The organism is Saccharibacillus deserti, from assembly GCF_013618475.1.
GTDB classification, from domain to species: Bacteria; Bacillota; Bacilli; order Paenibacillales; family Paenibacillaceae; genus Saccharibacillus; species Saccharibacillus deserti.
The window spans coordinates 309,647-332,174 of the sequence record NZ_JABJVN010000002.1; the positions used below are offsets into that span (position 1 = coordinate 309,647).

The window sequence follows — 22,528 nt, forward strand, 5'->3', positions numbered from 1 at the left end:
GTTTTCTTCTTCTAGGGCATGTACGCAAGCCGCAGGCAGGTTATCGGTTTGCGTACACGCCGTAAATGAAGAAACCAACCATTACATTTAGAAAGCTTGGAGGACTCGGTATGGACAATCAGCAGCTTCTCGATCTGATCGGCACGATGACGCTGGAAGAAAAAATCGCGCAATTGGTCCAGCTCGCCGCACCTTTCTATGAAGGGGCCAACGACGGGGGCCAGATTACCGGACCGATGCAGGCGATGGGAATCACGGATTCCATGGTCGCAAGCAGCGGCTCTATCCTGGGCTACGCGGGCGCGTCCGGCGCGATCGCCGTACAGGAAGCTTATCTTCGAAACAATCCGCATGGAATTCCTCTGCTGTTCATGGCGGATATTGTGCACGGCTTCAAGACCATTTTCCCGGTGCCGCTTGCTATCGGCTGTTCCTGGGATACGGAACTGGCCGAGAAAAGCGCGGAGATTGCGGCGCGCGAAGCGGCCGTTTCCGGTATACATGTAACTTTTGCGCCCATGGTCGATCTCGTCCGCGATCCCCGCTGGGGACGCGTCATGGAATCGACAGGCGAAGATCCATATCTGAACAGCCTGTTTGCGAGGGCGTTCGTCCGCGGCCTGCAGGGTGAAGACCTGAAGAACGAATCCGAGCGCGTCGCCGCGTGCGTGAAGCATTTCGCCGCCTACGGCGCTTCGGAAGCCGGCCGCGACTACAATACGGTCGATTTGTCCGAACGCCAACTGCGCGAATATTATCTGCCGGCTTACAAAGCCGCGCTCGACGAAGGCTGCGAAATGGTCATGACTTCGTTCAATACGATCGAAGGCATCCCGGCCAGCGCCAACGAGAAATTGATGCGCGGTCTGCTGCGCGAAGAATGGAAGTTCGACGGCGTACTGATCTCCGACTGGGGCGCCGTGAAGGAATTGATTCCGCACGGCGTCGCCGAAGACGAACGCGAAGCGGCTTACCGCGCTATCCGCGCCGGCGTCGATATCGAGATGATGACCGCCTGCTACGTGCACGAGCTGCCGGGTTTGGTACGGAGCGGAAGCGTGGACGAAACGCTGATCGACGAATCGGTCCTGCGTATTCTTCAGCTCAAGAACAAGCTGGGATTGTTCGACAATCCGCATCGGGGCGCAAGTCCCGAGCGCGAAGCGGAAGTGGTCTTCAGCCGCGAACACCGCAAGGCGGCGTACGAACTGGCGACGAAGTCCACCGTCCTGCTCAAGAACGACGGCGTGCTGCCGCTTAAACCAGAAGCGAAGGTGGCGCTGATCGGTCCCTTTGCCCAGAGCGGCGATATTCTGGGACCTTGGTCTTGGGAAGGTTCGACGGACGATGCCGTCAAGCTGGGCAGCGCGCTGGCCGAACGCCTGGGCGAAGGCCGGCTGATTGTCGCCGAAGGCTGCGGTATCGAGACCGGCACGCCGGAGCAGCTCCGGCAGGCTCTGGAAGCGGCGGCTCAGGCCGACGTAATCGTATTGGCGCTTGGCGAAGCCTCCGAGATGAGCGGCGAAGCCGGCTGCCGGACCGATATCCGTCTGCCGCAGGCACAGCTTGAATTGGTTGCCCGGATCGCCGGGATCGGCAAGCCGTCCGCGGCCGTCCTGTTCAACGGGCGTCCTCTTGATCTGCACGGCGTATACGACAAGCTTGGCGCGGTCGTCGAAGCCTGGTTCCCGGGCAGCGAAGGCGGAGCGGCGGTCGCGGACATCCTGATCGGTGCCGTGAACCCGTCGGCCCGCCTGAGCATGTCTTTCCCGCATTCGGTCGGCCAGGTGCCGGTCTATTACAATCATTTCAATACGGGCCGTCCGCTTGGAGCGGAAGACGCCCAGGTCCGCTACGTCTCGCAGTATCTCGATGCACCGAACGATCCGCTGCTGCCGTTCGGGTTCGGCTTGTCGTATACGACGTTCGAATACGGCAGCTTGAAGCTGTCGTCGGAGCGGATGACGAACGATTCCCGACTTACCGTCAGTGTCGACGTCACCAATACCGGCGGCCGCGCCGGCACCGAGACCGTGCAGCTGTATATCCGCGATATCTCGGGCGAAGTCGTGCGTCCGGTACGCGAATTGAAAGGCTTTGTCAAGCTGGATCTGGCGCCGGGAGAGCGGGGAACCGCCGTCTTCACCCTCGGTGAAGAGCAGCTTCGCTACCATCATTCGGATCTGAGCTTCACAAGCGATCCGGGCCGGTTTGACGTTTTCGTCGGCCGCAGCAGCCTGGATACGCTGCAGGGTTCGTTTGTGCTGGCCGACAGCTGACTTTCGAACGAAACGACTGCCCGCACAAGATTGAAAAAAGATAGATATAGGAGTGAATTCATTCATGACGACGATCGCAAATCCCAATTCGAAATTCAGCGTTCAGGCGGGAAGCCTGAACTTCACTTTCTGGCCGAGCGGCGACCTGTACCAGGCGCTTGGCGGACGTACCATGCTCAATCAGCTGCTGTCGAGCCCGCTCGACGGATCGCTCAACAATCTGTACCTGCGTTTTCACCGGGAATCCGGCATTTCTTTCTATCCGCTGCTCGGGATCCGTTCGGCCAGCAAAGTCAGCCGCGGAGACCGCAGAATCGTCTGGGAAGGACGCGCCGAGAATGTCGACTACACCGTTACGTTTGCCGTGACGGATCGTGATGTCTGGTTCTGGGATGTGAAAGCCTCCGGCGACGGAGTCAATATCGACCTCGTCTACGGACAGGATGTCGGCAACGCCGATCCGGGCGCGGTGCGCAGCAACGAAGCGTATCTGTCGCAGTATATCGACCACACGGTGTTCGAAGACGAGAGCAGAGGGTATGTCGTCTGCTCCCGCCAGAACCAGCCGCAGGGCGGAGCGTTCCCGTACATGCAGCAGGGTTCGCTGACCCGCGCAGCCGGTTATTCGACCGACGGCTTCCAATTCTTCGGCAAATCGTACAAAGAAACGAATGTGCCGGAATCGCTGACCCGCGGCCAGCTGGCAAACGAAGTGTACCAGTACGAATTCGCCTATACGGCTCTGCAATCGGAACTTGTGGCCCTGAGCGGCGAAGCGCGCTTCGTCTTCTACGGTCTGCACCGTGCCGACCATCCGTCCGCGATCTCCGAGCTCGAATTCGCGGGCGACGTGCAGTCGGCCTGGGAATCCTACGAAGCGGAACCGTCCGGCGAGCTGGAATCGCTCCCGTCCGTATCGATCAAACCGTCGATCGGCGAACCGCTGCAGACGCTTGATCTGACGGAAGAAGAAGTGGCGGGCCTGTTCCCGAACCGCTACCAGGAAGAACGCGAGAACGGCAAACTGCTGGCTTTCTTCACGGATACGTACGAACATGTGGTATTAAAAGAAAAAGAACGCCTTGTCGAGCGGCCGCACGGCCATATCCTGATGAGCGGCGGCAACGTGGAATTCGGCGTACCGGTACTCGCAAGCACATCCTACATGTACGGCGTGTTCAACTCGCAGGTCGTTCTGGGCAACACCAACTTCAACAAAATGATGAGCAATATGCGCAGCGCGCTCAACGTGCCGAAAACGGCCGGACAGCGTATCTATATCGAGCTTGAAGGACAGTACCGCCTGCTGACGATGCCGTCGCTGTTCGAGATCGGGTTCAACTACGTCCGCTGGACGTACAAGACGGAAGCCGACACGATCATCGTAACGGGCTTTACCACCGTGGACAGCCCGGAAGTCCGCCTGAGCGTGAGCTCGCAGAGCGGCAGAGCGTACCGTTACCTGGTGACGACGCAGATCACGATGAACGTGAACGAATACGAATTCCCGCTGCATATGACGGAGCAGGGCGGCGTACTGACCTTTACCGCCGACTCGGCTTCGCTCAGCGCAGGCTCTTACCCGGAACTTGCTTTCCGGATGAAAGTGGACGGCGCTTCGGGCGCAGTGGGCGACGAGACCCTACTTGCCGAAGGTATCGACTCGGGCGACGCTTCGCTTGTGACGCTTGCGATCGAACCGAGCGCGAACTGGACGCTTACGCTTCAGGGACTGCTGGACGGCGCGGAGATTCCTTTTGCCGAACGTTCGCTGGACGAAGAAATCGTCAACTACCGGGCATTCTACAAAGACGTCATGAACGGATTCAATCTGTCCAAAGACGGCAGCAGCACCCACGAAGATTTGTTCAAGGTGAACGCGCTGGCCTGGTGGTACACGCATAACATGCTCGTCCATTACTCGTCCCCGCACGGCCTGGAGCAGTACGGCGGAGCGGCATGGGGAACGCGCGACGTCTGCCAGGGACCGGTCGAATACTTTATGGCGACGCAGAAATACGGACAGGTCAAAGACATTCTGAAGACCGTCTACTCGCACCAGTACGAAGACGACGGCGCATGGCCGCAGTGGTTCATGTTCGACAAATATTTTGCCATCCAGCAGGAAGAAAGCCACGGTGACATCATCGTCTGGCCGCTCAAAGTACTGGGCGACTACTTGAAAACGACGCGGGACTTCGGCATTTTGTCGGAAAAAGTACCGTATACCGTCAAGCACGAATTCGGTTTCACCCAAGACGAGCATACGATTCTGGATCATGCCAAAAAAGAAATCGCCTATATCAAAAACAATTTCCTGCATGGCACGTTCCTGTCTTCGTACGGGGACGGCGACTGGGACGATACGCTCCAGCCGGCGAACGCCCAGCTCAAGCAGTACATGGTGAGCAGTTGGACCGTTGCTTTGACGTACCAAACGGTCAATGTGCTGTCTTCCGCGCTGCGGGATGCCGATGCGGCGTTTGCGCAGGAATTGGCCGCCATGGCCGAAGGGATCCGCGCCGACTTCGGACGCTACATGCTGAACACGGACGTCATTCCGGGCTTCGTGTACATGGAAGAAGCCGACAAGCCGAAGCCGATGCTGCATCCGAGCGACACGGAGACGGGCATTTCCTACCGCCTGCTGCCGATGACGCGCAGCATGATCGGGGAACTCCTCACGCCGGAGCAGGCGAAGGCGCATTACGAGCTGATCAAGCACGAGTTCTTCTGCCCGGACGGCGTGCGTCTCATGAACCGCCCTGCCCAGTATGCGGGCGGCGTCAGTACCCACTTCAAACGCGCCGAGCAGGCTTCGAACTTCGGACGCGAGATCGGACTGCAGTATGTGCACGCCCATATCCGCTACGTCGAAGCGATGGCGAAACTGGGATTGTCCGACGAGACCTGGAACGGTCTGGCGATTATCAACCCGGTCGGCATCAAAGACGTCGTACCGAACGCGGAGCTGCGTCAGAGCAATTCCTACTTCAGCAGCTCGGACGGCAAGTTCAATGACCGCTATGAAGCGCAGGAGCGCTTCGGCGAACTGAAAAGCGGCGATGTAGCCGTCAAGGGCGGATGGAGAATCTATTCCAGCGGTCCCGGGATCTACATGAACCAGCTGATCGGCAACGTGCTGGGCATTCGTCAGGACGGCGGGGATTTGATCGTCGATCCGGTGCTGCCGGCTTCGCTCGACGGTCTGAACCTGGACTTCAGCTACGACGGAATTCCGGCTACGTTCGTCTACCGGATCGGCACAGGGATCTCGGGTGTCGTGAAATTGAACGGCCGGGAAATCGGCCAGCGTGCCGGCGATAACCGTTACCGCGAAGGCGGGATCCGGATCGGCCGCGCCGAATTTGAAGCCGCGGCGGCTCCGAAACGCAACATTATCGAGATTTTTGTGTGATATTATAGAAAAACAACAAGGCGATCTTGACGGATCGCCTTTGTTGTCTGTTATATGGGTATAGGTAGAAAAAGGCAACCAGACAGGGGAGCGAGCAGATTGGTTAGTATCAAGGATATCGCCAAAAAGGCGGGAGTATCGATTTCGACGGTGTCTTACGCGTTAAACGGCAGCAGCAAGGTGACGGACGAGACCAGTTCGCGTATCCTGGCCATTGCCGAAGAGCTGAATTACGTACCGAATGCTGCGGCGCGCACGCTGAAGAAGCGAGAATCCCGTATCATTGGCGTATTCTTGACCGATTTTCGCGGCGAAGTGTACGGCGATCTGTTGGACGGTGTCAAAGAGGTGCTGAACCGCGAAGGGTACGATATGATCGTCTGCAGCGGCATTCAGTCGCATCGGATGCTGCCGGAGCGGATGATCGACGGGGCCATTATTCTCGATTCCGGCTTCGACAGCGAAGAAATTTTGCGTTATGCGGACCGGGGCCACCGGATCGTCGTCTTGGACCGGGAGCTGATCCATCCGAATATCAACCGGGTCCTGCTCGACAACCATTCGGGCGCCGAAGCGGCCATGCGTTATCTGCTCGACCACGGACACCGCAATGTGTATGTGGTCACGGGGCCGGAAGATTCGTACGATTCGAATCAGCGGCTTGCGGCCGTCAGGCAGATTGCAGACAGCAATCCGGAGATCAAGCTGACGGAGATTCGCAGCAACTTCGAGAAAAAGGGCGGCGTGCTTGCCGCGCAGCAGATTATCGAAGAATACAAAGAACCGGCCGCGGTGTTCTGCCTTAACGACGAGATGGCAGTCGGCATATCGAACGCGCTGGCCGGCAAGGAACTCAAAATCGGCGAACATATTCATTTGATCGGTTTCGACAATATCGAACTGACCCAATATTTGCAGCCGAGACTGGCCACGGTCGATTACTCGCGGGCCAAGTGGGGAGCGGCGGCAGCCGAACACCTGCTCAAGATTTTGGCCGGAAATCAGATCGAACATGAGCGCCTACAGGTCAAATTGGTCGAAGGCGGCTCGGTCGGCACGTTGAAGCGGCCGGTATAAAAGCTCCGCAGCCGACCCGTTTGGGCGGTTTGGCCGTGCATCGCTGCCGGATTAGGCGCGCTTTCCCGTTTGGGGAAAGCGCGCCTTTTGGGCTGCGCACAAAGATCTTTTCGTTCGTCTCATTTGAATGGGCCCCGCGCCGTATGTTTAAATGAAGAAGACAGGAAATCAGTCGTTCGATGCGGGAAAGGCAGGAGAGACGATGGAGAATATAGTGATAGAAACGAAGCAGGGCGCCCTGCGCGGCGCATCATGGAACGGTGCCTCCGTGTGGAAAGGAGTGCCTTACGCAAAGCCTCCGTTGGGAGAGCTGCGTTTCCGTGCTCCCCAAGCCCCTGAGGTTTGGGAAGGGGTTCGCGATGCCCTGGCATTCGGGCCGATCTGTCCGCAGCCGAAGCCTCCGGAAACGTCGCTGTTCGGTTCGGATCACCCCGGCATGTCGGAAGATTGTCTCTATTTGAATATATGGGCGCCCGAAGGCGAACGCACAAATCTGCCGGTCATCGTCTGGATTCACGGAGGAAGTTTCACTTCCGGGGCCTCGAGCCTTCCGCTTTACGACGGTACCCAGCTTGCCCTGCGGGGCGATTGTATCGTCGTCACGGTCAATTACCGCTTGGGGCCGCTCGGATTCTTGCACCTTGCTCCGCTTGGAGAAGGATTTGAATCGAATGTCGGACTGTTGGATCAGGCGGCGGCGCTAAAATGGGTAAAAGAACATATCGGGGCGTTCGGCGGCGACTCGGGCCGCGTAACGGTGATGGGAGAATCCGCCGGATCGATGAGCATTGCCGCTCTGCTGGCCATGCCGGCGGCCAAAGGGTTATTCCATCAAGCCGTGATGCAAAGCGGCGGAGCCCAATGTCTGCCTGCGGCTGCGGCCGAGAGCGTATCCGCCGCATTTCTTCGCCGCCTGGGCGTGGACGGAGGCAATCTCGAGCGGCTCAAAGCGGTGTCGCCGGAAGAACTGCTCATTGCCGCAGCCGGACTGGAAGAAAGCGGCGAAGAGCTTCCGTCGCTGCCGTTCCAGCCGGCCGTCGAGCCGGCGACGCTGCCGGTCGAACCGCTGGAGGCGGTATCCGCCGGCGAAGCCGCCGGCATTCCGCTGATCATCGGCACCAACCGCGACGAAGGGCATTTCTTTTTCATGGACGAATCGCAGCGGATGGGACCGGAAGCTTTCACCGGCATGCTTCGCGCTCTGACCGGAGCGGAAGATGTCGGGGAATGGCTGCTGCATTATCCCGCCACGCTTGAAGGACAAGCCGACGCGATGACCGATCTGTATTTCTGGCGGTCGGCTCTGGCTTTTGCTCAGGCGCAGTCGCAGCATGCTCCCGTATGGATGTACCGCTTCGACTGGACGCTGCCGGGTCACGTTTTCTTCGGAAAAGCGGTGCATGCCGCCGAGATTCCGTTCATGTTCGGCAACATGGTTCTTCTGCCGCGAATGGGTATCCGCCTGGAGCCGGCCATGCAGAATCTGTCCGACGCCATGCGCGGAGCCTGGCAGGCTTTCGCGGCTTCCGGCAGCCCTTCGACCCCGCTGCTGGCGTGGGAACCTTACGATGCACAGAGCCGCACGACGATGATTTTCGACACTTCGGTCGTGCCCCAGCAGGATCCGGAACGTGAAAAGCGGGAGCGGCTGTTTGGCCTGAACGTGTAAAATCCGTTCAAATTTCCGGCTTTGTTTCGAATCCTATGGAAATGAATGTTTCAAAATGATATACTGGACCACAGGAGTCTTCACAATCCGTTTGCGGTTCTGCCGGAAACGACCGAGGAGGATATAAGAACATGGCTAACAATATTAAAATCGACGATTTGTCGATTGCTACCGTACGGACCCTTTCGATCGATGCGATCGAGAAAGCGAATTCCGGCCACCCGGGCATGCCGATGGGCTCCGCACCGATGGGTTACCAACTTTTCGCCAAAACGATGAACCATAACCCGTCCAATCCGACCTGGGTAAACCGGGATCGCTTTGTCCTGTCCGCGGGGCACGGTTCGATGCTGCTGTACAGCCTGCTGCACCTGTCGGGCTACGATCTGCCGATGGACGAGATCAAACAGTTCCGCCAATGGGGAAGCAAAACGCCGGGTCACCCGGAGTTCGGCCATACCGCAGGCGTTGACGCAACGACGGGACCTCTGGGCCAAGGCGTAGCCATGGCAGTCGGCATGGCGATCGCCGAAGCGCATACGGCTTCCGTGTACAACCAGGCCGATTTCAAAATCATCGACCATTACACATACGCGATCTGCGGCGACGGCGACCTGATGGAAGGCGTTTCGCATGAAGCGGCTTCGATGGCCGGCCATATGCAGCTCGGCAAACTGATCATGCTCTACGATTCCAACGATATTACGCTGGACGGCGAAGCTTCCTTGTCGCTGACGGACAGCGTCATGAAGAGATTCGAAGGTTACGGCTGGCAGGTTCTGCGCGTCGAAGACGGCAACGACGTTGACGCTCTCGAGAAAGCGATCGAGCAGGGCAAGATGGATACGGGACGCCCGACGCTGATCGAAGTCAAAACGATCATCGGTTACGGCAGCCCGAACAAGCAGGGCAAAGGCGGTCACGCCGGTCCTCACGGATCGCCGCTCGGCTCCGACGAAACCAAGCTGACCAAGGAATTCTACAATTGGGTCTATGAAGAAAACTTCTACGTGCCGGACGAAGTCCGCGAGCATTTCGCCAAAGTCAAAGAAAAAGGCGAATTGGCGAACAAAATCTGGGATGACCAGTTCGAGAAATTCCAGAACCAGAATCCGGAACTTGCCGCTCAATTCCTGATGGCGTTCAATGCCGACCTTCCGATCGGATGGGACGAAGAACTGCCGAAGTATGCAGCAGGCGACAAAGAAATGTCGACGCGCGTGGCTTCCGGTAAAGCGCTGAACGGCGTCGTACACCGCATTCCGCAGCTGTTCGGCGGATCGGCGGACCTGGAAAGCTCGACCATGACCCACCTGAACGATATTACTGTGTTCACGCCGCAGGAACGCGCGGGACGCAACATCTACTACGGCGTACGCGAATTCGGCATGGCCGGAGCGATGAACGGGATTGCCCTGCACGGCGGGATCAAAGTATTCGGCGGTACGTTCTTCGTATTCACCGATTACCTGCGTCCGGCAATCCGCCTGGCTTCCCTGATGGGACTGCCGGTCACTTACGTGCTGACGCACGACAGTATCGCCGTAGGCGAAGACGGTCCGACGCACGAACCGATCGAGCAGCTGGCTTCGGTACGCATCATTCCGGGACTGACGGTCATCCGTCCTGCCGATGCCAACGAAACTTCGGCCGCGTGGGCTTACTCGCTGCAGAACAAGAAGAACCCGGTAGCTCTCGTTCTGACCCGCCAAAACCTGCCGATTCTCGAAGGCACGGTCGAAGGCGCTTGGGAAGGCGTGTCCCGCGGCGCTTATGTCGTATCCGATGCAAAAGACGGCAAGCCTGCCGCCCAGATCCTCGCAACGGGTTCGGAAGTCCAGCTGGCCGTCAAGGCACAGGCCAAGCTGGCCGAAGAAGGTATCCAGGTTCGCGTAGTCAGCATGCCAAGCTGGGATCTGTTCGAGAAACAGGACAAAGCTTACCGTGATTCCGTGATCCTGCCGGAAGTGAAAGCCCGTCTGGCTGTCGAAATGGCGAGCCCGTTCGGTTGGGAACGTTATGTCGGCGACGCCGGCGCGATTCTGGGCATCGACACGTTCGGTGCTTCGGCGCCGGGCGGCAAAGTGATGGAAGAGTACGGCTTTACGCCGGAAAACGTCGTGTCCAAAGTCAAAGAACTGCTTCAATAAAACCAAGAGCGGCCGTTTTGCCATCCGGCCGGAACCTGTCGTTTCCGAACGGTTCCGGTCAGGTGGCAGACTCGCTTCTCCCGCCCCTGCGGCGTCCGTGCGAAAGAGCGCATCCGGTGATGAACTCCGGCCGGATGACGACAGGGGCGGTTTTTTATGGAAAATTCCGTTTTCGGGTTAGACCCTGGAAGGCGATTTTCTTCGGCGGAGTGTGACCGGTTCGGCTTGTCAGTCCCCCTGAAATCCAGTATGCTGGTTCTGGATGTTGAGAGATTTGACCGCATAAGCAGCAAATTTAGAGGAGGCTTTTTCATTATGGCTAAAAACGTTCATTTCGATTACAGCAAAGCACTTGGGTTCGTCGGAAAGCACGAAGTCGACTATTTCGCGGAGCCGATCAAGCTTGCCCATGAACAGCTTCACAACAAAACGGGTGTAGGTTCCGATTACCTCGGCTGGATCGACCTCCCGAAAGCTTACGATAAAGAAGAATTCGCCCGGATCAAGAAAGCGGCGGAAAAAATCCAAAGCGATTCCGAAGTGCTGATCGTGATCGGCATCGGCGGTTCGTACCTCGGCGCGCGCGCCGCGATCGAGATGCTGACGAACTCGTTCTATAACGTGCAGGACAAGTCCCAACGCAAGACGCCCCAGGTGTTCTTCGCGGGCAACAGCATCAGCTCGACGTACCTGTCGCACCTGCTGCAGTTGGTCGAAGGCAAAGACTTCTCCGTCAACGTGATCTCCAAATCCGGCACGACGACGGAACCGGCGATCGCTTTCCGTATTTTCCGCGCGGCGCTTGAGAAAAAGTACGGCAAAGAAGAAGCCCGCAAGCGCATCTATGCCACGACGGATACCGCCCGCGGCGCGCTCAAGAAACTGTCGACCGAAGAAGGTTACGAATCGTTCGTCATTCCGGACGACGTAGGCGGACGCTACTCCGTACTGACGGCTGTCGGCCTGCTGCCGATCGCGGCTGCCGGCGTGGATATCGACGCGATGATGCAGGGTGCGGCAGACGCGTCCGACGAGTTCTCGAACCCGAACGTGGCCGAGAACGAAGCGTATCAGTACGCGGCTGTCCGCAACGCACTGTACCGCAAAGGCAAAGGCACCGAAATCCTCGTGAACTACGAGCCTTCGCTGCACTTCGTATCGGAATGGTGGAAGCAGCTGTTCGGCGAAAGCGAAGGCAAAGACTTTAAAGGCATCTATCCGTCTTCCGTCGATTTCTCGACCGACCTGCACTCGATGGGCCAATTCATTCAAGAAGGCAGCCGCAACATCTTCGAGACCGTGATCCAGGTAGAGAACGTCTCCGAGCAGATCACGATCGAAGAAGATCCGGACGATCTGGACGGACTGAACTTCCTCGCGGGCAAAACGATGGATTTCGTCAACAAAAAAGCGTTCCAGGGCACGATGCTGGCGCACACGGACGGACAAGTTCCGAACCTGATCGTCAACATCAAAGACTTCAGCCCGTATACATTCGGCTACCTCGTGTACTTCTTCGAGAAAGCCTGCGGCATCAGCGGCTACCTGCTCGGCGTGAATCCGTTCGACCAGCCGGGCGTTGAAGCGTACAAGAAAAACATGTTCGCCCTGCTCGGCAAACCGGGCTTCGAGAAAGAAAAAGCCGAACTGGAGTCGCGCCTGTCCGAATAATTATGCGGAATATTGCTGACATGAATCTTTACGTCAGCGTGAATTCCTGTTTTAATAAGAGAATAACCACCGGTTAATTCGCTTCACGGCGGTTAACCGGAACCAAGCAGAAGAAAGCAGTTCACCCGGGTGCATCGCGTTAATGGCGCGTATGCAGAAGATGGGGAACTGCTTTCTACTATAAGGAAGGTTCGGATCCATCATGCTGGAACGCTACCAAACGGTCAGACAAGAAGGACAGCAGGAAATCGTTATTCGAAAGTCGCGCTTTATCGGACATATTCGTCCCGTTGGGAATGAAGAAGAAGCAAACGCTTTTATTCAGGAAATCAAGAAACTTCATCGCGGGGCCACCCATAACTGCTCGGCTTACCTGCTCGGCGAACGCGATGAAATTCAGAAACAGTCCGACGACGGAGAACCAAGCGGAACGGCCGGCAAGCCTATTTTGGAAGTGCTCAAGAATCGGGAACTCAAAAACGTGGCGGTCGTCGTGACGCGTTACTTCGGCGGGATCATGCTGGGCGCGGGAGGGTTGATCCGGGCTTACGCGGACGGAGCTGTGGCGGCAGTCGAAGCCGGGGAAGAAATCACTCGCGTGCTGCATACGCAGGTGTTCGTTACAATCGATTATACCTGGCATGGCAAAGTAGAGAATGAACTGAGAAGCCGCGAAGTCAGAACGGGCGAGACGCAGTTTACGGACAAGGTTACCGTTCTTTGCCTGCCGCCTGCGGGCGAAGCCGATCTTTTCGTTTCCTGGATCACGGATCTGACACAGGGTCAGGCCGAAGTGACGAAAGGGGACTCGGTTTACTACATCGAAGGGGAATAACGACTATGGCGAGAAGAGCAGTAGAGCAGGAGTTGTCGCGGGAGCGAATCCTTGAGGCAGCCAGACATTTGTTCATCACGAAAGGATACCGGGCCATTTCCATGCGCAGTATCGGGCAGCATCTGGGATACAGCCATGGTTCGCTCTACTATCATTTCAAAGAAAAAGCGGAGCTGTTTTACGCCATCGTCATCGAAGACTTCGGTTATTTGTCCAGCTGTCTGAACGGGGTGATGACAGGGCCGGAAACGGAAGAATTCACGCGTACGGAGCTGCTGCTGTTGGAATTTATCCGTTTCGGTCTGGATCATCCGCATCAATACGAAATCATGTTCATGACACGCGACGAAGAACTGCTGGCTTACTGCCGAAGCGAACAGAGTCGATGTCTGGAATTGTTTGCCTCTATCGTACGCGGACATCTGAATCAAGCTGCGCATACGGAAGAGTCGCGTAAGAGCGTTCCTTTGAGTCTTTTCTTGTCGGTGCACGGTTTCGTGTCTTACTACATTCAGGAAAAAGTTTCGTTCGAGGAGATTCGGCCGGCAGCGGTCGGTCACGTGCGTATTCTATGCGAAAATTTGCATCTGCCCGCTTCAGGGCGCTGAATGATTGCCAATAGAACGCTTCGATGCGTCGATGTAGGAAAAGACCCTTATCTTTCGGATAAGGGTCTTTTTGGTGTGAGTTTCCGAAAGTTACCCGGCCACAAGCTTCACTTTGAACGTCCGTGAGCGGGGACCGTCGAATTCGCAGAAATAAATGCCCTGCCATCTGCCGAGCACCATACTGCCGTTTTCTACAATGATCGTCTGCGAAGAGCCGCAGGTGATCGCTTTCAGATGGGCGGCCGTATTGCCTTCCGCATGGCGGTATTTCGGATGTTCCCACGGATAGACCTCGCCTAGGATCATCAGAATATCGCGTTTGACATCGGGATCGGCATTTTCGTTGATCGCGATTCCGGCCGTCGTATGCGGACAGTAGACCATCGCAATCCCGTTCTTGAGACCGCTCTGGCGAATCCATTCTTTGACCCGGGGCGTAATATCCACAATCTCGTCCCGATGCGATGTCGACAGCTCGAATGTATGCAGCATACTCCAACTCCTCCTTGACGCAAAGCGGCTTGCCGCCGATTTGCTTTCTTCTTTTGTATTACCCTCATTTTTGGGAGTTGCTCCGGCTTCGTCAATCGTTTGCGTGTTTGTCCGGGCGTTTATTTCCTTTTGGTAAAAAGGTGATTGACGCTGATCGTTAACCCTGTTACATTATGCAGTAAGTTAAACCGAGTAGACTAATAGGAATAATGCAGTGGAGTTGTCGGAACGGATATCCACACCGTCCGCCGCGGCAGCTTCAAAATGGAGGAATAGCCGGTGCAAACGTCATGGCTGCGTCACAAAGGCTGGACCTACGGTTTTCGTACGACGGTCCTGCTGTATTTTGTCGTATTGATTGTGCTTCCGATCGCAGGCGTCTATGCCTATGCGTTTACCGAAGGATGGATGCCGTTCTGGGAAAGCATCGCCGACCCGATCGCTTGGAAAGCCGTCCTTCTTACGCTTAAGCTTGCCTTGATCGCGACCCTTGTCAATGTGCTGATCGGTACGATGATCGCCTGGGTGCTGGTCCGCTACCGGTTCCACGGAAGGGCGGTTCTGAACAGCCTCGTCGATCTGCCGTTCGCTCTGCCCACTGCCGTTGGGGGACTCATGATCCTGCTGCTGCTTGGCCCGAACAGCTGGATTGGCGGCATCGCGGAGAAGCTGGGCTTTACGATCGTTTTTCACCAGCCTGCTATCGTGATCGCGATGGTGTTCGTAACGTTTCCGTTCGTCATCCGCGCGATTCAGCCGCTGCTTGAAGAGATGGACGCTTCGGCCGAAGAAGCTTCGTATACGCTTGGGGCGTCGCGCGCGGCGACCTTTTTCCGGGTCATTCTGCCGCAGATCGCGCCGGGTATCGTCGGAGGCGCTATGCTGGCATTCTCTCGCGCGCTGGCCGAATTCGGTGCCGTCGTGCTCGTTGCGGGCAACATTCCGGCCAAAACGCTCACCGCTTCCGTATTCATCTACGGCGAAGTCGAGAGCGACAATAATCTGGGCGCGGCCGCCGTATCGGTGCTGCTGCTGACACTTTCGCTGCTGATCCTTTGGTTCATTAACCGGGTGCAGCGTCGGGGAGGGAGAGCATAAGCATGAGAAAATTGTGGATCCTCCTGACCTATCTCGTATTCGCCGTGCTGTTGGTCGCGCCGCTGGCCAAAATGGTGCAAAGCGCGTTCTCCAACGGCTGGACGGGCTTCGCCGAGTCGATCGGCCGGCCCGAAGCGCTGCACGCGCTGATGATGACCGGTCTCGTCGTGCTCTGCGTAACGGTGCTTAACGGCATCTTCGGCATCATGACCGCGCTCTATCTCGTTCGGGGGAAATGGCTCGGCCGCCGGCTGCGCAGCGTCATGAACAGCATCGTCGACCTGCCTTACGCGGTATCTCCCGTCATCGGCGGACTGATGATCGTACTGCTGGTCGGACCGGATACGGCGATCGGCGCTTTTTTCGAGAAGATCGGGGTCAATATCGTCTACGCTTTCCCTGGCATGGTCATCGCGACGCTGTTCGTGACCTTTCCGCTGATGGTGCGCGAAATCATGCCGGTACTCGAAGAGATCGGCGACGACCAGGAGCAGGCTTCGGCCACGCTCGGCGCTTACGGCTGGACGACGTTCCGCCGCGTGACCTGGCCTTCGATCCGCTGGGGCGTCGCCTACGGGGCGGTGCTGACGGTCGCGCGCTCGATGGGAGAATTCGGCGCGGTGCTCGTCGTCTCGGGCAATATCATCAACCGGACGCAGACGGCGACGACGCTCGTGTACCAGGACGTGGAAAACTTCAATATCGCGGCGGCCGGAGGGCTTGCGCTGGTTCTGGCGGCGTTCTCGGCGGGTCTGCTGCTGCTGATGGAATGGACGAAGAAAAGAAGGGAAGTGCATTAGGATGCAGCATGTGGAGGTTCGCGGGCTGGATAAGCATTTCGGCAGTTTCCATGCGGTAAAAGACGTCTCGTTCGATATTCAAAAAGGACATCTGATCGGTCTGCTCGGTCCGAGCGGCGGCGGCAAAACGTCGATCCTGCGCATGCTGGCGGGACTGGAAAGCCCCGATGCCGGCGAGATCCTGTTCCATGGCAAAAGGGTCAACCACCTGCCGCCGCAGGAGCGCGGAATCGGCTTCGTGTTCCAGAACTACGCGCTGTTCAAGCACATGACCGTGCACGAGAATATCGCGTACGGCCTAAAGGTGCAAAAAGCGTCCAAAGCGCAGATTCGCGAGCGCGTAGCGGAACTGGTCGAGCTCACCGGACTCAAAGGTTTCGAGCAGCGTTATCCTCAGCAGCTGTCGGGCGGACAGCGCCAGCGGGTCGCTTTTGCGCGCGCGCTTGCGCCGGAGCCTCAGCTGCTGCTGCTCGACGAGCCGTTCGCGGCGATCGACGCCAAGATCCGCCAGGAGCTGCGTTCGTGGCTGCGCGAGCTGATCGAGCGCGTCGGCATCACGTCGATCTTCGTGACGCACGATCAGGACGAAGCGATCGAAGTGGCGGACGAGATCATGGTCATCAGCCAGGGGCAGGTCGAGCAAAAAGGCACGCCGTGGGACATTTACAAAGAACCGGCTACGCCGTTCGTTGCTTCGTTTATCGGCGAGTCCACACAGATCGAACATGCGGTCAAGCTGCATGGATTCGATCTGGCCGCCCAGACGGACGGAACCCGCGCGCTGATCCGTCCGGAATACGTCGAGGTCGGCCGTCCGAGCGAGTTTCCGCTGCTGTCGGCGACCGAAGAAGGCGTCGTGCGCCATCTGCATTTCCGCGGCAGCCAGTGGCTGGTCGAAGTGCAGGTCGGCGACCAGCGCCTGATTACGTACCGTTCGCTGGAAAAAGAACCGCTGCAGATCGGAGATCCCGTACGCGTGATGGTGCACCGGGCTTATCTCTACAACCGTCAGCGCAGCTGGATCGCGGAAAATCGCTACAAAGTCGATCCGATGTCGATGATGATCTAATCCGGCGTCACGATGAAATTTGGCGGGCAGCAGATTGGATTCCGGCAAAAGACGCATAGAAGGCGGAGGTGTGAAGCGGATGAGACTCGAACGTAAACCGGGCAGAGCTATTCCGGGCCAAAAACTTGCGGCCCAAAGCGAGGCGGCGAGCGGGATCGACGGAGTGAAACTTAAAGGCGGCGGCGATCCGGCAGCATTTGAACAGGACAAAGCGTCAAACAAGCGAGGCGGACGCGCTCTGCGCAAGCGGCTGCCGACGTTCGCGGCGTCGCTTGTCCTGCTGGGCTCCCTGCTGGCCGGCTGCGGCGGGGAAACAGGGCTTGCGGAGAGCGGAGGTGCGCCGGCGCCCCAGGGCGACGTGACGCTTGTTATCGGCGCTTACAGCGTCGTCAAAGATTCCGTGCAGGATATTATTCCGTTGTTTCAGCAGAAGTGGCGAGAAGAGACGGGACAGACGGTTGTATTCGAAGAATCCTATGAAGCCTCCGGTACGCAGGCCCGCGCCATTGTCGGCGGATTCGAAGCCGATGTCACGCTGCTGTCGCTTGAAGGCGATATCGACAAGCTGACCAAAGCCGGACTTGTCGACAAGACCTGGAAAAACAAACCGGAAGGCGGCATGATTACCCGTTCCGTTGCCGTGATCGGCACCCGGGAAGGCAATCCGCTCGGAATCCGCAGTTTTGCCGATCTGGCGAAGCCCGGAGTCAAGGTGTTGTACCCGAACCCGAAGACGTCGGGCGGGGCGCAGTGGGACATCAACGCGATCTACGGAGCGGGACTTAAAGAGTCGGAGCGCGAAACGGGAGCAAAAGATCCGGCTTTCGCCAAAGCGTTCCTGCAGTCGGTGCACGCCAATATCGAATCGCTCGACAAAAGCGGCCGCGCTTCGATGGCGGCGTTCGAATACGGGGTCGGCGATGCGCTGGTGACTTACGAGAACGAGCTGGTTGCCCGAATCCATCAGGGCGCCAAGTACGGAGTCGTCGTACCGGACGATACGATTCTGATCGAGAATCCCGCTGCCGTCGTCGACGAAAATGTCGACAAGCACGGCACGCGCGATGTTGCGGAAGCTTTTCTGGATTTCCTGTGGTCCGAACAGGCGCAGCGGGTATTCGCCGAGAACGGATTCCGGCCCACGGATCCTGCCGTGTATGCGGAATTCCAAGCGGATTACCCGGAGCCGCCGGGATTGTTCGATATCGATTATCTGGGCGGTTGGAGCGAAGTGCGGGAGAAGCTGTATTCGAAGCGGGGAGTTTGGTATGAGGTATTGGCGGGGGTGAGCTGATTTCGATCGTCGCCCGGGGTCGTTTTCCTCCTCTTTGATTGGAACAAGGGGCTGCGCCAGACAGCGCGGCGCGTTATGTGCGATGCATGCAAAAAAGCGTCAGAAGCGGGGAGTCCCCAAGCTCTGACGCTTTTTTATGCCGTACTGCGCTGCTGCCTATGCCAAACGGCAGGTAGGTATGGGCGCAAGCAGGTAGAGAGCGGTATCGCGTTTTATTTTCGGCCCCGGCGCATGCCGCTGAGTTCGAACGTCATATAGATGACGCCGCCGATCACGACGCCTGCGATCAAGGCTGCGACAAAAGACGAGGTCATAATGGACACGTAATGGGCGCCGGAACGGGCATTCTGGAAAATACCGAGGATCAGCACCAGAACAAACGGAATCCAGAAAGATCGGGAAGTGAAGAATTTTTTCATGAGGTCTCCTTAGTTGCGAATTCAATGGTTTCATTTCTTATATTATAACGGAGGAACGGCTCTGCGTCTGCGGCGGATTGTTTTTGGAGCGAAGAAAGTCGGGTATAATCGGGAGAAGGCGAACAGGATGGGTAAGGAAGGTGAGACAAATGGAAGAAGATCGATTGGTATTTTGGGGAACCGGGGACGCGATGGGCGTTCCGCGGGTCTACTGCGAATGCGGAGTATGTGAAGAAGCCCGGACGACAGGAGTCAATCGGAGGTTGCGTTCGCTGGTTGCGGTGGAGCAGGGAGACCGCCGGTTTCTGATCGACTGCGGTCCCGATTGGCGGATGCAGATGGAAGCCCGGGGCATCCGCACGGTAGATACGATTCTGGTCACTCATGCCCATTTCGATCATATCGGCGGGCTGCCGGAATGGGCGGACCAGTGCCGGTGGACCGGAACCAAAGGGGTTTTGTATGCGCCGCAGGAGGTGCTGGAATCGATCGGGGAACGTTATCCGTGGCTGAATCGGAATCTGGAGCTGCGCCCGGTAGAGCCGGGACTTGTGCTTGGAGGCTGGAAGATCTTCGGTTGGAGGGTCAATCACGGCCAGAACGGGTATTCCTATGCATATCGGCTTGAAAAAGAAAACTTCGCCTGGGTCTACTGTCCGGATTCGATCGGATTGGCCGACGAGGAAATGCAGCCGATGCGACAAGCCGATTTGCTGGTGCTGGGAACAAGCTTTGTCCAGGAAGACGCGGAGTATTCGACCCGTTCGGTATACGATATGCGCGAAGCCGCCGAACTGATTGCAATAGTCGGTCCGGCCCGGACGCTGTACACGCATATGTCGCATGATGTCGATCTGAATCGGCTGCCGAAGCTGCCGGCGAATGTCTCGGCGGCGAAAACCGGTATTGCCGTGAAGCTGGAGCGGTGACCGGGTAACCCTGGATCGAGGCAGGCAGGAAGCAACAGTTTTCAAATCTCAAAAACCGAACACATACGGAGGGATACGATCATGACGCACGATGAACAGGAAGAACGCAGAGACCACCAATCGCCCGACCCTACGGATGACGAAACGACCAACCTCAGAGACGACGGTTCGATGCAGGAACGCAAGGTCGAAGCGGAGACGTCGGAAGACGAACGTCCGGATGCCCATGCCGGCAACGTTCCGGGACAAGTCGATCCGCGTATGGCCCAAGCGGCCGCGGAAATCAAGGAAGAGCATGCCGACGCCGAAGCGCCCGCCGCGATCGACGAACCCGGATTGGATCGTTTGAGCCGCGAACAGAAAGCGGAACATACGGATCAATAAAAGATTGCCGGTCATCCTGACCGGCAGCGGCAATCGATTAAAAAGCCCAAAGCTCAAAAGCTTCGGGCTTTTTGACGTGCGATTTGAAGAATCTTTGCAGAAAACGTTTCGCGGTTGTGCAGGAATAGGGTAAGCTATCAGGTAGGTGGATTCCCGATAACGGATAAGATTGGAGGCAATACCCGCATATGCAAAAAGAAACAGAAAGTAAGCCGCAGGCAAGCCACGCCCAGACCGGTTTTTCGGGTTGGATCCGATTCCTGGCAGTTCTGGTGAGCGCGGTCCTGCTGTTCCCGGGGACTTTGATGCTGCCCGGCAGCCGTGCCGCAGGGGCAGAAATTGCGGCGGGGACGACGATCGGAGCGGCCAAGCTGAAGTCGATCAGCCGGGTGTCGTTTTCGGTGCGTGACGACAAAAACAAGCCGTACACCGTATACGTTTTTTCGGACGACGAAGGGAAAACCGTCGCTTCCAAGGACGAGACCTGGCCCGGCGCGCAGGAGGGCAGCGTCGTCTATTTCGGGACATACCGGGCCGCTCTGGTGAAACAGGGAGAACAAACCGGAAAGGTCCAAAGCGTTCCGCTATCGCTCGAAAGCGTCAATAAAGCCCGTCAAGACAGTTTCAAGCTGCCCGGAAACGGCAAAGGCAGGCCCGATCTGCTGTTTCTGGGCGAGCCGAACGGCTCCGATACCGATACTTTTTCTCCGTATTTCATCGCGAACGGGGTGCTGCATTCGCTCGATTTCGTGGACGCGCAGGGAAAGAAGCAGGGCAAAAGCATCGCCGCCGCTCCGTACCGCGGCGTAAGAGGATTGGGTAACGGGCGGATTCAGACCCGGGTATACAGCAGGGCGGACTCACGTTATTACTTCAGTACATATCAGCTCGATCTGCCGACGCTTAAGCTGCGGCGTGTCGACGACCTTTACCGGTATTCGGGAGAATGGCCGAATATCGCCGGAGCCCGGTACAACCTGGCTTCGCTGATGAACAGCGCGCGAAAGCATGTTCTGCCGTCCGATCCGCGGGTCAAGTTTGGCATGACGGCGGCGCAGGTCCGGTCTTTGAAAGGAACGCCCGAAAAGAAAAGAAGCGACGAATGGGATAACTATATCGGCTACGGAAACAGCTGGATCGGATTCGACAACAGCTGGGAAGAAGAGGTTCTGCCGGATCGGACGTTCGTTCAAACATTTGCGCTCGATTTGGCGACCAACGAAGAGGATACGTATATAACGCCGGAGCAGGTGCGGGAATGGCTGGGCAAACCGGACAGCGAATATGATAGTCCGGGCGAAGGCGGCTCCGGCTATCGAATCGGCTACGAATGGCAGGAAGGCTCGATCGTGTTCGATTACAAGGGCGACGGGGCGCCGATCGACAGAGTCACGATTTATTAAGTGCGAATGAACAAGTCCGCGCTCCGGCTCTGCTGGATATGATGGGGATACGCAGGCCCGAAGCCGCGCAGAAAAGCCGGGAAGCGTCGCTTCCCGGCTTTTTTTGGTTTGTCCCGAAGTCGGATTTACCGGCCCATTACGAACTTGTCGATCACGACTTTGACGCCGTCGTCGTTATTGCCAAGCGTGATATAGTCGGCGATCGCTTTGAGCGGTTCGATGGCATTGCCCATGGCTACGCCGAGACCTGCGGCTTCGAGCATCTCGTGGTCGTTCCAGGAGTCGCCGATCGCGATCGTTTCTTCAAGCGTGCAGCCGAAGTAGTCGGCGAGGAAAGCAAGCGCATGGCCTTTGGTGCCTTCATGATGCATAATTTCGAGGAAATGCGGCTTGGACTTGGTGATATGCACCTGATCGCCAAGCAGTTCATGCAGTTTCGGAGCCAGTTCGTCGAGGAAGTCGGGATCGTCGATAATAAGCATTTTCGGCGTCGGCTGCGAGAACAATTTTTCGAAATCCGGCTCCAGGTAGAAGCGGGTATTGTTCAGCTGCGAATAAGCGATGAGCTTCTCGTTTTCTTCGCGCGCATACAGTTTGTCGTCGATATACGTTTGCAGATGCAGATTATGGTCCAGGCAGTATTTGCCCAGTTTCAAAGCCGCTTCGACCGGAACATGGCGCTCCAGCAGCACTTTGCCGTCGATCAGGTTTTTGACCAGTGCGCCCTGGTACGTAATGATCGGAACATTGAGTCCCGTTTGGGCGGCGAGCTGTTTGGCGGAAGCGTAAGCGCGGCCGGTAGCCAGCGTCACGACCACTCCGGCGGCAACCGCTTCTTCCAGCGCGGTCTGGGTCGCCGGCGTTACCTGTTTGTCGTCGTTAATCAGGGTGTCATCGATATCGATTGCAATCAATTTGTAAGTCATGGTTTCT

At 57.3% G+C, this 22,528-nt stretch carries 18 protein-coding genes; 15 read left to right on the plus strand and 3 right to left on the minus strand.

The features are described from left to right. Window positions 1-110: 110 nt before the first annotated feature. From HOP44_RS07460 to HOP44_RS07495, 8 genes are all read left to right on the plus strand, one after another. A complete protein-coding gene (locus tag HOP44_RS07460; protein WP_172252050.1) occupies window positions 111-2,279 on the plus strand; it encodes a glycoside hydrolase family 3 N-terminal domain-containing protein in 2,169 nt (722 codons plus the stop codon). A gap of 64 nt (window positions 2,280-2,343) precedes the next feature. Beyond that, window positions 2,344-5,697: a GH36-type glycosyl hydrolase domain-containing protein gene (locus tag HOP44_RS07465; protein WP_172252052.1), complete on the plus strand. Its 3,354-nt coding sequence runs from the start codon at window positions 2,344-2,346 to the stop codon at window positions 5,695-5,697. 99 nt (window positions 5,698-5,796) lie between these two features. Further along, entirely contained in the window at window positions 5,797-6,774 is a 978-nt protein-coding gene (locus HOP44_RS07470) for a LacI family DNA-binding transcriptional regulator (RefSeq protein WP_172252054.1), read from the plus strand. Window positions 6,775-6,976: 202 nt separating this feature from the next. Next, complete coding sequence (locus tag HOP44_RS07475; protein ID WP_172252056.1) at window positions 6,977-8,443, plus strand: carboxylesterase/lipase family protein; 1,467 nt, start codon at window positions 6,977-6,979, stop codon at window positions 8,441-8,443. Between the two features lie 131 nt (window positions 8,444-8,574). Continuing rightward, window positions 8,575-10,593, plus strand: coding sequence for a transketolase (tkt, locus tag HOP44_RS07480; RefSeq protein ID WP_172252058.1), 2,019 nt, complete (start codon window positions 8,575-8,577; stop codon window positions 10,591-10,593). A 315-nt stretch (window positions 10,594-10,908) separates the two neighbouring features. Then, window positions 10,909-12,264, plus strand: coding sequence for a glucose-6-phosphate isomerase (locus HOP44_RS07485; RefSeq protein ID WP_172252060.1), 1,356 nt, complete (start codon window positions 10,909-10,911; stop codon window positions 12,262-12,264). Between the two features lie 202 nt (window positions 12,265-12,466). After that, window positions 12,467-13,099: a YigZ family protein gene (locus HOP44_RS07490; protein WP_172252062.1), complete on the plus strand. Its 633-nt coding sequence runs from the start codon at window positions 12,467-12,469 to the stop codon at window positions 13,097-13,099. 5 nt (window positions 13,100-13,104) lie between these two features. After that, window positions 13,105-13,707 (plus strand): TetR/AcrR family transcriptional regulator, encoded by a 603-nt coding sequence (locus HOP44_RS07495; RefSeq protein WP_172252064.1) that lies wholly within the window; start codon window positions 13,105-13,107, stop codon window positions 13,705-13,707. Between the two features lie 90 nt (window positions 13,708-13,797). On the opposite strand, the gene HOP44_RS07500 is transcribed toward HOP44_RS07495, so the two are convergent. Further along, entirely contained in the window at window positions 13,798-14,199 is a 402-nt protein-coding gene (locus HOP44_RS07500; RefSeq protein WP_172252066.1) for a secondary thiamine-phosphate synthase enzyme YjbQ, read from the minus strand. A gap of 279 nt (window positions 14,200-14,478) precedes the next feature. Here HOP44_RS07500 and cysT point away from each other — a divergent pair, with 279 nt between their 5' ends. The 4 genes from cysT (at window position 14,479) to HOP44_RS07520 (ending at window position 18,460) form a co-directional block, all read left to right on the plus strand. Continuing rightward, window positions 14,479-15,297, plus strand: coding sequence for a sulfate ABC transporter permease subunit CysT (cysT, locus tag HOP44_RS07505; RefSeq protein ID WP_172252068.1), 819 nt, complete (start codon window positions 14,479-14,481; stop codon window positions 15,295-15,297). Between the two features lie 2 nt (window positions 15,298-15,299). After that, window positions 15,300-16,097: a sulfate ABC transporter permease subunit gene (locus HOP44_RS07510; protein ID WP_172252070.1), complete on the plus strand. Its 798-nt coding sequence runs from the start codon at window positions 15,300-15,302 to the stop codon at window positions 16,095-16,097. Window position 16,098: 1 nt separating this feature from the next. Beyond that, window positions 16,099-17,166, plus strand: coding sequence for an ABC transporter ATP-binding protein (locus HOP44_RS07515; protein WP_172197784.1), 1,068 nt, complete (start codon window positions 16,099-16,101; stop codon window positions 17,164-17,166). 79 nt (window positions 17,167-17,245) lie between these two features. Next, a complete protein-coding gene (locus HOP44_RS07520) occupies window positions 17,246-18,460 on the plus strand; it encodes a sulfate ABC transporter substrate-binding protein (RefSeq protein WP_246369681.1) in 1,215 nt (404 codons plus the stop codon). A gap of 212 nt (window positions 18,461-18,672) precedes the next feature. Here the strand turns inward: HOP44_RS07520 and HOP44_RS07525 are convergent, their stop codons facing one another. Then, a complete protein-coding gene (locus HOP44_RS07525) occupies window positions 18,673-18,879 on the minus strand; it encodes a hypothetical protein (protein WP_172252072.1) in 207 nt (68 codons plus the stop codon). A 149-nt stretch (window positions 18,880-19,028) separates the two neighbouring features. Between HOP44_RS07525 and HOP44_RS07530 the strand changes: the two genes are divergently transcribed. From HOP44_RS07530 to HOP44_RS07540, 3 genes are all read left to right on the plus strand, one after another. Then, window positions 19,029-19,808: an MBL fold metallo-hydrolase gene (locus tag HOP44_RS07530; RefSeq protein WP_172252074.1), complete on the plus strand. Its 780-nt coding sequence runs from the start codon at window positions 19,029-19,031 to the stop codon at window positions 19,806-19,808. 81 nt (window positions 19,809-19,889) lie between these two features. Next, the gene (locus HOP44_RS07535) at window positions 19,890-20,192 is read left to right on the plus strand and encodes a hypothetical protein (protein WP_172252076.1); all 303 of its coding nucleotides are present in this window, start codon (window positions 19,890-19,892) and stop codon (window positions 20,190-20,192) included. Window positions 20,193-20,380: 188 nt separating this feature from the next. Beyond that, on the plus strand, window positions 20,381-21,595 hold the full coding sequence (locus tag HOP44_RS07540; protein ID WP_172252078.1) for a hypothetical protein: 1,215 nt from the start codon (window positions 20,381-20,383) through the stop codon (window positions 21,593-21,595). A gap of 125 nt (window positions 21,596-21,720) precedes the next feature. Here HOP44_RS07540 and HOP44_RS07545 read toward each other — a convergent pair whose 3' ends face one another. After that, on the minus strand, window positions 21,721-22,521 hold the full coding sequence (locus HOP44_RS07545) for a Cof-type HAD-IIB family hydrolase (RefSeq protein WP_172252080.1): 801 nt from the start codon (window positions 22,519-22,521) through the stop codon (window positions 21,721-21,723). Window positions 22,522-22,528 lie beyond the last annotated feature (7 nt).

Excerpts from the sequence above, each read along its gene's own strand:
- HOP44_RS07475 (WP_172252056.1), top strand. The coding sequence starts at position 6,977 with ATGGAGAATATAGTGATAGAAACGAAGCAGGGCGCCCTGCGCGGCGCA.
- HOP44_RS07540 (WP_172252078.1), top strand. The coding sequence starts at position 20,381 with ATGCAAAAAGAAACAGAAAGTAAGCCGCAGGCAAGCCACGCCCAGACC.
- HOP44_RS07500 (WP_172252066.1), bottom strand. The coding sequence starts at position 14,199 with ATGCTGCATACATTCGAGCTGTCGACATCGCATCGGGACGAGATTGTG.
- HOP44_RS07490 (WP_172252062.1), top strand. The coding sequence starts at position 12,467 with ATGCTGGAACGCTACCAAACGGTCAGACAAGAAGGACAGCAGGAAATC.
- HOP44_RS07495 (WP_172252064.1), top strand. The coding sequence starts at position 13,105 with ATGGCGAGAAGAGCAGTAGAGCAGGAGTTGTCGCGGGAGCGAATCCTT.
- HOP44_RS07525 (WP_172252072.1), bottom strand. The coding sequence starts at position 18,879 with ATGAAAAAATTCTTCACTTCCCGATCTTTCTGGATTCCGTTTGTTCTG.
- HOP44_RS07535 (WP_172252076.1), top strand. The coding sequence starts at position 19,890 with ATGACGCACGATGAACAGGAAGAACGCAGAGACCACCAATCGCCCGAC.
- tkt (WP_172252058.1), top strand. The coding sequence starts at position 8,575 with ATGGCTAACAATATTAAAATCGACGATTTGTCGATTGCTACCGTACGG.
- HOP44_RS07545 (WP_172252080.1), bottom strand. The coding sequence starts at position 22,521 with ATGACTTACAAATTGATTGCAATCGATATCGATGACACCCTGATTAAC.
- HOP44_RS07510 (WP_172252070.1), top strand. The coding sequence starts at position 15,300 with ATGAGAAAATTGTGGATCCTCCTGACCTATCTCGTATTCGCCGTGCTG.
- HOP44_RS07515 (WP_172197784.1), top strand. The coding sequence starts at position 16,099 with ATGCAGCATGTGGAGGTTCGCGGGCTGGATAAGCATTTCGGCAGTTTC.
- HOP44_RS07465 (WP_172252052.1), top strand. The coding sequence starts at position 2,344 with ATGACGACGATCGCAAATCCCAATTCGAAATTCAGCGTTCAGGCGGGA.
- HOP44_RS07530 (WP_172252074.1), top strand. The coding sequence starts at position 19,029 with ATGGAAGAAGATCGATTGGTATTTTGGGGAACCGGGGACGCGATGGGC.
- HOP44_RS07460 (WP_172252050.1), top strand. The coding sequence starts at position 111 with ATGGACAATCAGCAGCTTCTCGATCTGATCGGCACGATGACGCTGGAA.
- HOP44_RS07485 (WP_172252060.1), top strand. The coding sequence starts at position 10,909 with ATGGCTAAAAACGTTCATTTCGATTACAGCAAAGCACTTGGGTTCGTC.
- HOP44_RS07520 (WP_246369681.1), top strand. The coding sequence starts at position 17,246 with ATGAGACTCGAACGTAAACCGGGCAGAGCTATTCCGGGCCAAAAACTT.